8 protein-coding genes are annotated in these 14,421 nt (G+C 44.2%); all 8 read right to left on the bottom strand.

All coding sequences use genetic code 11. The features are described 5' to 3' along the window. Nucleotides 1-28 precede the first annotated feature (28 nt). On the bottom strand, nt 29-2,638 hold the full coding sequence (locus tag EST55_RS00040; RefSeq protein WP_129496075.1) for a TonB-dependent receptor: 2,610 nt from the start codon (nt 2,636-2,638) through the stop codon (nt 29-31). Between the two features lie 170 nt (nt 2,639-2,808). Next, complete coding sequence (locus EST55_RS00035; RefSeq protein ID WP_129496074.1) at nt 2,809-3,723, bottom strand: SAM-dependent methyltransferase; 915 nt, start codon at nt 3,721-3,723, stop codon at nt 2,809-2,811. 104 nt (nt 3,724-3,827) lie between these two features. After that, nucleotides 3,828-6,452 (bottom strand): TonB-dependent receptor, encoded by a 2,625-nt coding sequence (locus EST55_RS00030; RefSeq protein ID WP_129496073.1) that lies wholly within the window; start codon nt 6,450-6,452, stop codon nt 3,828-3,830. 279 nt (nt 6,453-6,731) lie between these two features. Beyond that, the gene (locus EST55_RS00025; RefSeq protein WP_129496072.1) at nt 6,732-9,635 is read right to left on the bottom strand and encodes a TonB-dependent receptor; all 2,904 of its coding nucleotides are present in this window, start codon (nt 9,633-9,635) and stop codon (nt 6,732-6,734) included. A gap of 149 nt (nt 9,636-9,784) precedes the next feature. Next, nucleotides 9,785-10,426 (bottom strand): 3'-5' exonuclease, encoded by a 642-nt coding sequence (locus EST55_RS00020; RefSeq protein WP_129496071.1) that lies wholly within the window; start codon nt 10,424-10,426, stop codon nt 9,785-9,787. After that, a complete protein-coding gene (locus EST55_RS00015; RefSeq protein WP_129496070.1) occupies nt 10,426-12,258 on the bottom strand; it encodes a DUF294 nucleotidyltransferase-like domain-containing protein in 1,833 nt (610 codons plus the stop codon). The genes EST55_RS00020 and EST55_RS00015 overlap by 1 nt, the downstream gene beginning before the upstream one ends. A gap of 68 nt (nt 12,259-12,326) precedes the next feature. Further along, the gene (locus EST55_RS00010; protein ID WP_129496069.1) at nt 12,327-14,042 is read right to left on the bottom strand and encodes a sodium:solute symporter family protein; all 1,716 of its coding nucleotides are present in this window, start codon (nt 14,040-14,042) and stop codon (nt 12,327-12,329) included. A 6-nt stretch (nt 14,043-14,048) separates the two neighbouring features. Next, the gene (locus EST55_RS00005) at nt 14,049-14,315 is read right to left on the bottom strand and encodes a DUF4212 domain-containing protein (RefSeq protein ID WP_088768705.1); all 267 of its coding nucleotides are present in this window, start codon (nt 14,313-14,315) and stop codon (nt 14,049-14,051) included. Nucleotides 14,316-14,421 lie beyond the last annotated feature (106 nt).

Here is a 14,421-nt window from a genome sequence, read left to right as displayed (position 1 = left end):
CAGCCTTTTATTCCTAAAAAATTAGGATTTAGAAAGATTGTTCAATCTTGAAGAAGATAGAACGACCTAATACATCATAAAGAGTCCAAGTTACGTCACGATAGTCACGGAAACCGTCGTACCAGCCAGTTGGCTCTTTATCAAATACGTTGTTCACACCTAGAGTGATGCGACCGTTGTACGCATGGTTGTACGAGAACTGTACATTATGCTTAACGTAGCTAGGAATAGCATTTAAGTAAGTCACACCGTACTCTTCGTTACCAGAGTCTTGAGGACCGATGTAGTATGTGGTCCAAGCAGCTCCCCATTCGTTGTGCTTCCAGTCAACAGACATGTTCGCACGCAGTTCTGGGTAATCCTGGATACCAGCATAGTCAAATGGTGCCGCATCTGGTGCAGTTTGTTCTACGTATTCACGAACATAACTTGCTTCAGCTTTAACACCGATATCACCGAAGTCAGTACTAACGTTGTAGTTAGTTTTGAAATCGAAACCAGAAGTTTCCAAGCTTGCCATGTTTTGGTCAAAGCTATACATAGTGTCGATTTGACCAGTGTTCGGGTCACGCACTACTGCAGGGTTAGAGCCCATGCCATTCTCACGTTCTTCCGCTAACAAGCGAGCTACACTGATAGCTGCGATTTTGTTATCCAGAGTAACGTCGTAGTATGAAAGCTCTGCAGACCAGTCGTCAGTAATGTTATACACAAGACCAGCTGTTAAAGATTCGCCTTCTTCTGGCTGTAGATCTGGGTTTCCACCGAACCAAGTTTTATGCTGAGTACCTGACTGATCACAGTATACTGGATCCGAGTTGCCAGGTTGATCACACCATAAAGTATCTACTGCTGTTTCAAAGCTTAGCGCTTGAGAAGAGAACATTTCGCCCATGTTTGGTGCACGGAAAGACTCACCCCAGCTTGCACGTAATAGCAAAGAATCAGTTGCACGCCATGCGATACCTAGCTGTGGAGCCACGTTATCAAATTTACCACCAACAACTTGAGCACCAACATCACCTTCTTGATCGTATTCGTCATAACGAACCGCTGCACTAACATCTAAGTCGCCCGGCAGTGTAGTTTGTAGTTCCGCGTATACTGACGTACGGTCGCGATCTGCGAATACGTCATCACCACCTGAACCACCTGATACATTACCTGATGCTGATTGAGGGTCGCTTTGTTGTGTAAATTCGATTCTCTCGAACTCAGCACCGATCAAGCCAGACATTGAAACTGTACCGTTATCAAACAACAGTGTTGATGCAAAACCATCAATCTGCGTGCTATCAAACTCAGCACGGTAAAGGCCTGTGTGAGCAGCTTGAGAATACAAATCAGTCATTTGAGCATTCCAGTCTTCAAAGCTCATTCCTGAAGTATTCAATAAATCGTATTCACCACTATCAATCAAACGCTGGATAGTTACGTCGTTAACCAAGTTTGAGTTGAACGAGCGAGTGCTTGATTTGCTGTATTGGCCGTTGATTTCCCAATCTACGCCATTACCGATATCCGCAAAACCAACCAAACCACCTAAGAAATCGATAGTGTTGATTTCAGTACGTGTATCACGCTCACCAATTTGAGCAGAACGCATAGATAACGTTAGGTCTTCACCTGTCGTGTTATATGGGTTATCTGCAGACATTGTTGGTGCAGTTGTTGATACTGGCGTACCTGCATAACGAGTATCAGTTTCTGATAATGAAGCGCTTGCGCGACCACGGAAACGAATATCGTTAGTTAAGTTGTAATTGAAGTTTGATAAAATTGAGTTTTGCTCAACATCACCAAAGAACTTAGTTACTTGGCCAAATTCATATAGGCAACGACCATCGCCACTTGGGTGGACGTTTTCAGCAACATCACAGAAGTCAGCAGAATACCAGTCTCCGCTATCAGCGCCTTTCGCGTTAGGAACTGCACTGTATGAAGAGCCGCCTAATTCTGACCATAGTTCACGGTCAAATACTGCATCGGTACGATAGTTTTCAAAGGTAAAAGTAATATTACCTTTATTCGTTGCAAAACCAGTAGATGCAGTGAAGCGATCGCTGTCACCGCCGTCGGCTTTAGGGCGCTCAGCGTCATAAGTAAAGTTAAGACCAGTAAAGTCTTTCTTCGTGATGATGTTAATTACACCCGCAACAGCGTCTGAACCGTATACAGCAGATGCACCTTCACGAAGTATTTCGATGCGTTCAACGATAGCCATTGGGATACGCGAAGTATCAGCTGCAGAGCCTGAGCTCGAGCTTGTACCTGGCATACGGCGACCATCTAAAAGCACCAATGTATAGTTTGGCCCTAAGCCTCGCATGTTCACGTTACTAGTAGCGCTGCCGCCTGAACCGTAACCTGAAACACCACGCCATGAACCAAAGCTGTTAACAGACGCATTGTTCAATACGTCAGCAACTGTTGGCTCACCTGAAATTTGAATATCTTCTGCAGTTATTACAGTAACTGGAGACGCAGTTTCCATATCCACTTGTTTAATACGTGAACCTGTAACTTCAATACGCTCAACTTTTTCTTCTGTGTCTTGCGCAACTGCTAAAGCAGGAAAGCCTAAAGAAGCAGCTACTGCTGCTGCCGTTAAGCTTTTACGAAATGTCATATTTTTCATGAGTAAAAAACTCCCTGGAACGTTTTTATTATTTCGCTTCTTTTAAAGAAGCTGTCTAGAATCTAACAGGAAGTTAAGGAGTTGTAAACTTTTCGTGTGAATTTCGTTGATACTTTCTTAAAGTCTTAAACAGGCCGCTCAAAGCGGCCTAACCCCCCCAAAAAGTATAATTATTTTGACGCGCGAATACAGTTACCAAAAACCCCACTTTCAGGAAACTCAACCTCCTGAATATCAATATTTTTAAAGCCTACGGCCTCTAGCCGCATTTGAGTTTCACGTGTATTTCCCAGCTGTTCGGTAGCTTTTAGTAAAGTCTGAGCCCTAGCCTTGTGAGAAGTTATAGAATTCATATATGCAACATAGACTTGACGTGACTCAACTTCATTACCTTTTGCGGCAGCCTGCAATAGATGTTTTGTCGCTGGTACAAAATTCATTGCGTGAAAAGCCGGGCTACGTTCATACTTTCGCGCAAACTGGTTAAGCATTTGTTGCGCCTGTAGCGCTGAACGCGGCAAGTTGCTCGGGCCATGTTTCAATAGCGCCTCTTGTAACGGTGCCACAGCTTTCTTAAGGTGCTTTACCACTGATGGAGTTAAATCATAAATAGCCTGGCTCTTTTTATAAATTAGCGACGACTCAGAATGTACCAAGGCGATGAAAGAGCCACCTCTTTTCAATTGGGCATGCAAATTTTTCAACCCCTCTTTCATATCACCGTATTCAACACCATAGTGAGATACGAACATACCTACTTTTTTATTAGAGGGTAGCTTGAACGTTTCATAAGACGTGTTACCTGCAAGCTTCAGCTCTTTATTGGGCGGATTTATTTCAGCAGAATCTATGCCTTGAATATCTAACTTCTTACCTTTCTCTTCTGAATATTCAGTCAACCACTGAACCACAGCACCATTACCTGTACCAATGTCGACTATCGGCTGCTTTATATCGGCTTCATCGAAGCGCTCAAACCAAAATTTACGCATTTGGTAAGCTTGTAAGCGTGACTTTTCATCCAGAAAACTTGCTTTCGCACCGCGTTGCCAATACTCAGTCCATGGGTTCTTTGTTGTTTTCATTATTGTTAGCTCCAGTACTACTACGACAGTCTTTTCATGCTACCACAAAAAAGCCCGGCTCAAAGAGCCGGGCTTGCTTTATTCTGCGGTTAAAGCAGAGTGTTTTAGAACGACTGTTCGTACTTGAAAAATACCGTACGACCTAATACGTCATACAAGCTCCAAGTAACATCGCGGTAGTCACGGAAACCGTCATACCAGCCAGTTGGTTCTTTATCAAACACGTTGTTAACGCCAACAGTGAAGCGACCATCCATTGAGTTTGTGTAAGACACTTGAGCGTTATGTTTTACATAGCTAGGAATAGCTTGCAAGTAATCTACACCGTACTCTTCATTACCAGAATCTTGTGGACCAATGTAGTATGTAGTCCACGCAGCGCCCCAGCTATCTTTTGTCCAGTTAACAGCAACGTTTGCACGAAGCTCTGGGTAGTCCTGAATACCTGCATAATCAAACGGAGTCGCACCTTCGCGTGTGACTTCTACGTAATCACGAACATAGCTTGCTTCACCTTTAACACCGATATTACCGTACTGAGTACTTAGGTTATAGTTAGTCTTAAAGTCGAAACCAGAAGTTTCTAAACTCGCCATGTTCTCGTTGTAGCTGTACATTGCGGTGATTTTACCATCGCCGCCTTCACGCACGACTAATGGGTTTGATCCAATACCGCCTTCCCGCTCTTCCTGCAGCAAGCGATCTACGCTGATAGCTTCAATCTTATTATCGAGTTTGACATCGTAGTATGAAAGTTCTGCTGACCAGTTGTTAGTGATGTTGTAAACAGCGCCAAATGTCAGAGACTCACCTTCTTCGGGTTGCAGATCTGGAGTTCCACCGAACCAAGTTTTGTGCTGAGTACCACGCTCATCACAATATACCGGGTCAGAGTTATTCGGGTTATCACACCACATAGTATCGACTGCAGTTTCGAAACTTAATGCTTCTGACGCAAACATCTCACCCATGTTTGGTGCACGGAACGACTCACCCCAGCTTGCACGTAACAATAATGAGTCTGTTGCACGCCATGCAATGCCTAACTGCGGAGCAACGTTATCAAATGTTCCACCAACAACTTCACCACCGACATCACCTTGCTGATCGTATTCGTCGTAGCGTACGGCTGCATTAACATCGATGTTATATGGCAGCGATGTTTGAAGTTCCGCATAGACTGATGTGCGATCACGATCAGCAAATACGTCATCACCACCTGAACCGCCCGAAATGTTGCCAGACGCTGATTGTGGGTCGCTTTGCTGAGTGAAGTCAATGCGTTCGAATTCAGCACCAACCAAACCAGACATTGATACCGTACCGTTATCAAATAACAGGGTAGATAGGAAACCATCTATTTGGGTGCTGTCGAACTCAGCACGATATAGTCCCGTATGAGCTGCACCTGAGTACAGATCGGTCATTTGAGAGTTCCACTCTTCAAATGTCATACCTGTTGTGTTGAATATGTCATATTCACCGCTATCAATCATACGTTGAATATCGCGATCGTTTACCAAGTTTGAATTAAACGCTCGGGTGGTCGACTTGCTATATTGACCATTAATTTCCCAATCAACACCGTTACCAATATCCCAGTAACCGACTAATCCACCTAAAAAGTCAATATTATTGATTTCCGTACGCGTATCACGCTCACCAATTTGTGCAGAACGCATGCTTAACAACAACTCTTCACCCATTGGGTTCATCGGGTTATCTGCGCTCATAGTCGGCTGGTTGGTTGATACTGGCGTGCCGGCGTAGCGAGTATCGGTTTCTGACATAGACGCACTTGCACGACCGCGGAACTGAATATCACGCGTCAAATTGTAGTTGAAGTTTGACAGGATTGAATTCTGCTCTACGTCACCAAAGAACTTAGTTACGTTACCAAACTGATACAAGCAACGACCATCATCACTGGCAACTGTATTAGGCGCTGAATCACAGACGTCGGCTGAAACATACTCGCCAGCACCAGTGCCATCAGCATTTAATACTTCGCCATTTGGTACTGAGCTGTATGAGGAAGCGCCCAGGTAATCCCAAAGTTCACGATCAAATACAGAATCTGTGCGATAGTTTTCAAAAGTAAAAGTAATGTTGCCCTTATTCGTCGCAAAGCCAGTTGACGCAGTAAAGCGATCGCTGTCACCGCCGTCAACACTTGGACGCTCTCCATCGTAAGAAAACTGTAAGCCAGTGAAGTCTTTCTTCGTGATGATATTAATTACACCGGCAACAGCGTCTGAACCGTATACAGCAGACGCGCCTTCACGCAAAATCTCAATACGCTCAACAATTGCCATTGGTATTTTTGAAGTATCGGCGGCGGTACCAGAGCTTGAGCTAGTACCAGGCATACGACGGCCATCAAGCAAGACCAACGTGTAGTTTGGTCCCAAACCACGCATATTGACGTTGCTAGTTGCAGAGCCGCCTGAACCGTAGCCTGAAACACCGCGCCATGAACCGAAACTGTTAACAGACGCATTGTTCAACACATCTGCTACTGTCGGCTCACCTGAAATTTGGATATCTTCTGCAGTAATAGTCGTGACCGGAGATGCTGTCTCCATGTCTACTTGCTTTATACGTGAACCTGTAACTTCAATACGCTCAACTTTTTCTTCTGTATCTTGCGCAACGGCTAAAGCAGGAAAGCTTAAACTGGCAGTTACAGCCACTGCCGTTAAGCTTTTACGAAATGTCATTTTCTTCATTTATAAAAACTCCCTGGAACATTTATTTTTAACGTTGCTTGATTGGCGAAAAGCAACCTTTCCCCAAAAGGGGGTTAAACTTTTAACCCCAAGACATAAGAAATTCAAGCACTCATCGGCCTCTTTATCTAGAAGCAAAATCAAGCGAACAAAAAAACACCAGAAAGCACAACAACCAACCAGAAAAGTTAATTAAAACAACTTTTGTTTCTTATAAAAAAACAAAAAAGCCAACCGTTAAACGGTTGGCTTTTTATTCATAAGTTTCTCTTTAGTGCATTACATGAATTCGTAAGAAATACTCGCGAACACATAACGACCTAACGCATCAAAGTAGCCTGGGTAAGTGTTACCGTTACTACCGTTTGCACCAGTTAAGTATGGTGGATCGTTAGCAAGGATGTTATTAACACCAACACTGAACGTCATACCTTCTGAGAACTGATAGCGACCACTTAGGTCTAAGTAACTCTCTGTGCTAATACCTCTGGAGCTGCCGGTTAAGTGATCAACCGCACCAAGAGCACGCCAGTTTGCTGAAACGGTGAAACCACTGTTACCCATCCAAGTTGCACGTATATTGTGCTGCCACTCAGGGTTTGGTGAGCCACACGTACCACCCCATTTACCTGCACATTCGGTTGTTGCCAACCCAACAACTGGCTGAGTGTCAAATTTAGTAAAGTAAGTACCAACTAAATTAAACTTCAGACGTCCCCAATCATTACTTAATTGGTGAGTAAACGTCGAGTTGATATCGAAACCACTGCGTTGCTCGAAACCAATGTTTACGTTTGTTTCAACAATACTATCTTGACCTAACCACAATGAACCACTACTTTCACCACGGTTAATAAGGTCACAGAACGTAGCGTCACCCGTTTCTAAACAAAGATCCAAAGTCGTTTCTGACGGCACTGTGCCAATTGCATCTTCTACTTTGATATCAAAATAATCGACCGAGATATCGAAGTTTCCATCCAGAGAACGATAGACAAAACCTGCAGACACAGTATCTGATGTTTCAGGTTCTAAATTAGGGTTACCACCAAAAATAGCGTTGTATTGGTTAGCCGGACTTTGAGGAATACTACCATACTGAGCAGCTGTAACGCCTGAGTTTTGACACGCTTCCAGACTTGCTTCAGGAGACGTACCTGCACATGGGTCACTATCCATGTCGTACAGACCTAAGCTTTGAGGATCATACAGCTCACGAATGTTTGCATGCCGTGCTGCTCGTTGATAGCTACCACGTAGTTTTATTTCTTGATTAACATCCCAACCAACAGCAACTTTATAAGTATCCGTTGTCTTATCGGTTGTATAATCTGAATAACGGTAGCCTAAGTCAACAACGAAACTATCAGCCCAATCAGCTCCATCGACAACATAAATTTTTGCTTCGGTGAAGAATTCTTCAACACCTAGAGAGCCTTCAGTTCCAATAGTTGGACCACCTTGACCAGCACCATCACCTGACTCGAAGTTGCTATCAGGACGATAAACCAACTTTTCATCACGGCTTGTCAAACCAGCCAATAACTCGACACCGCCATATGACCAAGGCGTTTTAACACCATAATCTCCTAGGTTACCAATGACATAGCCAGTGACATCGCGTAGGTTAGTTTCACCTGTAGCGTACAGTGGAAGCGTTAAGTAATCTAAAGCTTCTTGCGTAATATTTGGTCCAAATATATCCCACGGAACACAGCTTGGATCGGTTCCATTAACGGCAGCAGTACAAGCAGCTTCCCCAGTGTCCGGGTCTGTTGTTACATCAAGGGCGCGTCCGATGTTGGTAATACTGAAGTCATTCTCATAAACAGAAGTCAGTGTCACATTGCCGAAGTTGGCAGATAAGTCGTAACTCCAAGTGTCGTTAATGAACCCACGAATACCGAAAACGCCACGATAAGACAAATGTTGTAAGTCTTGTTGGCGAGGCCCACCTTCTACGTTTCGCTTACCAATATATACGCCTTCCCAAACATTTGGATCTCCACCTGCTTGAGCTGGACCTCCTGCCCCACAGATAGTATCGCGCTGTTGATCAGATAGCAGCGGATTACTACAATTTAAATCGACTTGAGGGAAGAACGCACCAGATTCAGCTATTTGAGAAACACTGCGATCTTTTACGTAACCCAACTCCGTGAAAAACTCAACATGGTCATTCAGTTCATACTTACCAAATGCGCCAAGGGTTATCCGCTCGTCCGGACGTTGGAAATAGTTTCTCGGACCATAGTTGTAAAGGCGTCCATCATATTCCTGAAGAGTACCTTCATCAATAAAGTAGTCATAACCACCCGGAGCAAAGTCTGTTAAGCGCCCATCAGGAATGGTACCGGAACCACCACAGTAATAATCTCCGTTATCATCCCGAGCATAAGCACAGATACTGTAATCACGGTTATCCTGAGTAATCGCCTCGATATTTCTTACCGTTGCGTACGCAGTAATGTTGCCCCGTCCATTGTCGGAGTTGGCACCAATAATGACCGAGAAGTCGTTCATATGACCATCACGCCCTGAGCTTGGTGCTAACGGGAACCCTTGCTCTTCCGACGCTTGTGCTACACCATTGTTATTGTCGTTGTCATATTGATAAAAGCTGTGCTGATAGTCCAGCTTAACGCCTTCAAAATCATCCTTCATAATGAAGTTAACAACGCCTGCTACCGCATCTGAACCATAAGTCGCAGACGCACCACCTGTTAACAATTCAACATTCTCGACTAATGCACTAGGAATTTGGTTTAAATCCGGTGAAATACCACCGACTAAAGGAGAGCCCATAACCAGACGTCGGCCATTCATTAGAACTAACGTTCGTTGAGGCCCTAAGCCACGAAGAGATACAGTCGCTGTACCTGTCGCGCCATTTGAATCAGTCGAAGTTTGTCCCGGAAAGACTTGAGGTAAATCATTAACCAAATCTTCAGCCCGCACGTTGCCGCTAAACTCAAACTCTTCTGACGTCACTTGTGATATCGGGCTTGAACTAACCACATTCGCCGATTGTGGAATTCGAGAGCCCGTTACCTGAATTCTCTCCACTGACTCTTTTACTTCTGTTTCTTCATTAGAGTCCTGATCTTGTGCTAGAGCAGGAAAACCAATAACGCCAGCTATGGCTGCCGCTATAAGACTTTTGCTAAATTTCTTGTTATACATGAGTGAAAACTCCCTGGAAGCTTCTATTATTGGTCAGAAATAAGACTCTGACAGATCAAAATTTAGCAATTAGTTGACTTTATGTAAATATATTGTTTGTTTTGTGTTTATTTGAATCTGAGGCGGTCACTGTAATAAAGTGGATAACGTTATAAAGAGCTTTTAAAGTCATTCATACTATTTAAAGGCGTATTAGTTGAGTATCCCTGCGCCAAAAACAACTCACCACATGCAATTGCATCGGTAAGTGCATGATGTGAGTGATAATCAGGTAGCCCGTATCGCTTACGGCATGCTGACAAGGTAAGAGAGTCTTTTCGAACAGCCCCTTCCGCCTTCTCAAGCCGCTTCTTCTCAAACGCTAAAGTGTCAAATACAGCAAGCGGCTTCATAGGAATGTCATACGCTTTTTCGACTTGCTTCAAAAATCCCCAGTCCATTCCCTTGTGGTGGCAAACCATTACTGCATCATTGAGCGCACGACTCAGCATTGCAAAGGTTTGTTTTGGGTCTGAACTATGCACGAAATCGTCTTTCGTTAACCCGTGAATGGTTGGGCTCTGCCCTAAGTCTATTTCCTGCCCATGAGCAAAAACGTGGTACTGTGCATTACCGAGTTGTATTGCGGGGGGGTGTATGCTAACCCAGGCAATCGACAGTATGTCATGCTTCGTCGGGCTTAAGCCCGTACTTTCAATGTCCAAAGCAACATACCGAAGCTGCTGCCAAGGCTGTTTCAATTGCTGCCGACGGTCATACCAATTTGCAAGTTGTTGTAACCAATTGGCCATTAATAACCCTGCCTACTGAACTTTAATCCAACGCCTTGCTGTGCTTCTTTTATAATGCGAAACGCACTTTTCAATTGTCGTCTTGAAAGCGTGCTCAGTTCATCAGGATCAATCGCATTTTTAGGCTTATCCGTGCCCCACACTTTTAACTGGTGATTGAGTCTGAGCTGGGTCAGAAACTCCCACGCTTCCAACAATGACTGATTGTCTTTTGAGTTTAGCAGCCGACTTTTTTGCAAGGCTTTTAAACGAGCTACGGTACCTGGAACTATCAATCCTTCTTTTAGTGAATAAATTCTCGCAATATCGTTAATTAACGCAATGCCATAGCGCTTTATATCAATGGTGTCTTCACCGTCCGCATCTGAGGTCCGTAGTCGATTAAACAGACCTAAGGGTACCTGTATCTTATTCACTAAAATAGCGAGGTTTCCTAAGAACATATCGTTATTCGCTAACTTCGCTATTTCTTCTCTGTAAGTTTGATAAAAACGACCTTCCCCCATAACCGGTCGGCTATCGAAGAATATCTGGCAGTACATGAGCGCTTTGGGAGTGGGGCTCGTTATCCAACCATTAAACTTTTCCTTCCACTCATCGATAGTACCTCGGCACTCAGGGTTAGATGCCATAATATTGCCTGGGCATAAAGGAATACCGCACTCACCCAAGCCTTCACACACATATTCTCCTAAGCCAGCAAACCACCCTTTTTGTGATTTTGAGAGACCATTACTCAGCAGTAGCCCGTTGTCCTGATCGGAACTTAATGTTTGATCTTCCCTTCCCTGAGATCCGAATGCCAGCCAGCTGTATGCCGCTGGTGCGGCGCCGTGCTCCTGCTCATACAATTTGATCAATTGACGCGTCATACCATCTGTCACTGAAGCCATCAACCGACCTAATACCGAGGTTTGTTTTACTCGGCTTGCAAAGGTTTGCAGGTAGTCGGGTAACTTCGCAGCTTCTTCTATTAACTGCTTTTTGCTCTCTGATTTTCGAATTGCACTAATAAGGAAAACAGGATCACTGCGCTGCTGACGTATTAGATCCGTGGCTGTTATCATTCCAACTGGCTGATTATTATCATTTATAACAGGAAGATGGTGAATATTGCTCGAGGTCATTACCGTCAGAGCATCCATTAACGAGCGATTTTCGTTTACTGACTCGGGCAATTGAGTCATCACCGCTGAAACTCTTATGTCTAAAGGCAATCCCTCTGCAATAACACGGTTCCTTAAATCCCTATCCGTTAAAATTCCGACTAACTGGTTGTCATCGACGACTAAAACTGACGAAATCCCGTTATTTGACATAAGTCTAGCAGCGTCTTGGACTGATGTTTCACTATCCAAACTAATTGGGTCTTTAGCGACGATGGAACGAACAGTTTGTTGGCTCCAATCGGAATCAGAGGTCGCATTTGCTTTTCGTTCGGTTAGTAACCGCTGCCCATGGGCTTTAATAAAGTATTGTTCAAATTGCTTTGACACTTTTCGAAGACGATCGAACGCATGTTCAGGCAGCACGTACACAATGCCATCTTTTAACGTCTTTAGTTTGTTGGTGATCTCCCTTCCCGTAAGTAATGACGGATAACCAAACAAGTCCCCACTTTCCAGCCTCTCAATCAGCTCACCCTCTGAGGACCGTAAATCGAAAATGCCTGAGCGTACGATAAACAACGCTGGCCTCATTGAGTTCATGACATCATTGCAATTCTCTTCGTTTAAATACACCGACTGCAACTGCGAAATCACCCAACTCAAATGTTCCTTGTGCAGTTCATCGAAGGGCGGACACTGTTTCAAAAAGTCAGATGCTTCCATAATATGAAACCTCTGTTTGCATTAAAAAAAGCCCAGCTCGAAGGCTGGGCTTGTTTAGTCAAAAGCAATTAATGCGACTGAGCTTCGCCGGATCCTTTCGGATACCGTATTGACTCCACCATCTCCTGAATGTCTTCAGGCGCGTCACCTGTTGCTTTGTGTACGATTGTTGCAACTATAAAGTTGATAATCATACCCAGAGTACCTATGCCTTCTGGCGAGATACCGAACAGCCAGTATTCAGGCGTATTCAGTTCTGGCGATACAAACTTAAAGAATACAATGTAGCAGAAGGTAAATAGAATACCTACAACCATACCCGCTACTGCACCTTGACGGTTCATACGTTTATGGAAGATACCCAGAATAATCGCAGGGAAGAAGCTTGCTGCGGCTAAGCCGAATGCAAAGGCAACCACCTGCGCTACGAAGCCGGGCGGGTAAATACCAAAGTAAACAGAGATAATAATGGCTGTTGCAGCCGCAACCCTCGCATAGAAGAGCTCTTTCTTATCAGTGATATTTGGCATTAAGTTTCGTTTCAATAAATCATGAGAAACCGATGTCGATATCACCAATAGCAAGCCGGCGGAAGTTGATAGTGCGGCCGCTACACCACCAGCAGCGACAAGCGCAACAACCCAGGCTGGCAAGTCTGCAATTTCCGGGTTAGCCAAGACCATGATGTCACGGTCGATTGTCATCTCGTTGCGTTCATCACCCGAATAGAACATTTTTCCATCTTCGTTCTTATCTTCCCAGGTAATTAGGCCTGTTTTCTCCCAGTTTTTAACCCAACTTGGTGCATTTTCATATTCAACACCTTGTAATTCAGGCCCGTTAACCGTATTAATCAGGTTCACTTTAGCGAAAGAAGCTATAGCCGGTGCGGTTAAATACACGACAGAAATAAACGTCAGCGCCCAAAATGCTGAGCGGCGTGCATCACGTACTTTTGGTACAGTGAAGAAGCGCACAATAACGTGTGGTAAACCAGCTGTACCAACCATTAGCGCTGCCGTAATAAAGAATACATCTATTTTACTACGTACACCTTCGGTATATGCAGCAAAGCCGAGTTCCTGTGAAAGCCCATCAAGCCTTTCTAACAAGTAACTCCCCTCACCAGGGACTCCCTGTGCAATTGTTGCCCCAAAACCAGTCTGTGGTAAGAAATGATCGGTCATTAATAGTGAAATGAATACCGCAGGTACGACGTAAGCAAACATCAATACTACGTATTGCGCTACCTGAGTATAGGTAATACCTTTCATTCCGCCCAGAACCGTATAGAAAAATACGATGACTGCGCCAATAATAACACCAGTTGCAATGTCAACTTCTAAGAAGCGTGAAAATACCACACCAACGCCACGCATCTGGCCTGCAATGTACGTAAAGCAGATAAGGATGGCACACAGCACTGCGATAGTGCGTGCCGTTTGTGAATAATAACGGTCACCGATAAAATCCGGTACAGTAAACTTACCGAACTTACGTAGGTACGGTGCAAGACACATCGCCAGCAATACATAACCACCGGTCCAGCCCATTAGGTAAACTGAGCCGTCATAACCAGCGAAAGCGACGATACCAGCCATTGAAATGAACGACGCTGCCGACATCCAATCAGCCGCTGTTGCCATACCATTAGCAACGGGGTGTACACCGCCACTTGCAACATAGAAATCGTTTGTCGATCCGGCACGAGACCAAATTGCGATACCGATATATAACGCGAAGGTCAGGCCGACTATAATAAATGTTAGCGTTTGAATATCCATAGCGCATTAGTCCTCATGAACGGCGTATTTGTTATCGAGTTTTGCCATGCCTTTCATATAAATAAAGATAAGCACGATGAAGGTAAGAATGGAGCCCTGCTGAGCAAACCAAAATCCAAGCTTAAAGCCGAAAAAGGTTATCTCGTTGAGTACATCCACCAATATGATTCCAAAGCCATAAGAAACGATAAACCAGACCACTAACAGCTTTAACATTAGGCCTAAGTTTTCTTTCCAGTACGCTTTGGCATGATCTTCACTTTCAAATGCCATAAACGTCCCCTCCAGTTGTTCAAATTAATATTGTTATTGGGTCGCTAACAAATGTAGGAGGGTTTGTTAATATAGGGAATTGGACTTTGGTCGTAGCCTGAAATTT

Origin of the sequence: Idiomarina sp. 29L (genome assembly GCF_004123135.1) — a bacterium.
Taxonomy (GTDB): domain Bacteria; phylum Pseudomonadota; class Gammaproteobacteria; order Enterobacterales; family Alteromonadaceae; genus Idiomarina.
Note: the sequence above shows the minus strand (reverse complement) of the source record. Positions and strands in the feature narration are given on the sequence as shown.

Excerpts from the sequence above, each read along its gene's own strand:
- EST55_RS00040 (WP_129496075.1), bottom strand. The coding sequence starts at position 2,638 with ATGAAAAATATGACATTTCGTAAAAGCTTAACGGCAGCAGCAGTAGCT.
- EST55_RS00035 (WP_129496074.1), bottom strand. The coding sequence starts at position 3,723 with ATGAAAACAACAAAGAACCCATGGACTGAGTATTGGCAACGCGGTGCG.
- EST55_RS00030 (WP_129496073.1), bottom strand. The coding sequence starts at position 6,452 with ATGAAGAAAATGACATTTCGTAAAAGCTTAACGGCAGTGGCTGTAACT.
- EST55_RS00025 (WP_129496072.1), bottom strand. The coding sequence starts at position 9,635 with ATGTATAACAAGAAATTTAGCAAAAGTCTTATAGCGGCAGCCATAGCT.
- EST55_RS00020 (WP_129496071.1), bottom strand. The coding sequence starts at position 10,426 with ATGGCCAATTGGTTACAACAACTTGCAAATTGGTATGACCGTCGGCAG.
- EST55_RS00015 (WP_129496070.1), bottom strand. The coding sequence starts at position 12,258 with ATGGAAGCATCTGACTTTTTGAAACAGTGTCCGCCCTTCGATGAACTG.
- EST55_RS00010 (WP_129496069.1), bottom strand. The coding sequence starts at position 14,042 with ATGGATATTCAAACGCTAACATTTATTATAGTCGGCCTGACCTTCGCG.
- EST55_RS00005 (WP_088768705.1), bottom strand. The coding sequence starts at position 14,315 with ATGGCATTTGAAAGTGAAGATCATGCCAAAGCGTACTGGAAAGAAAAC.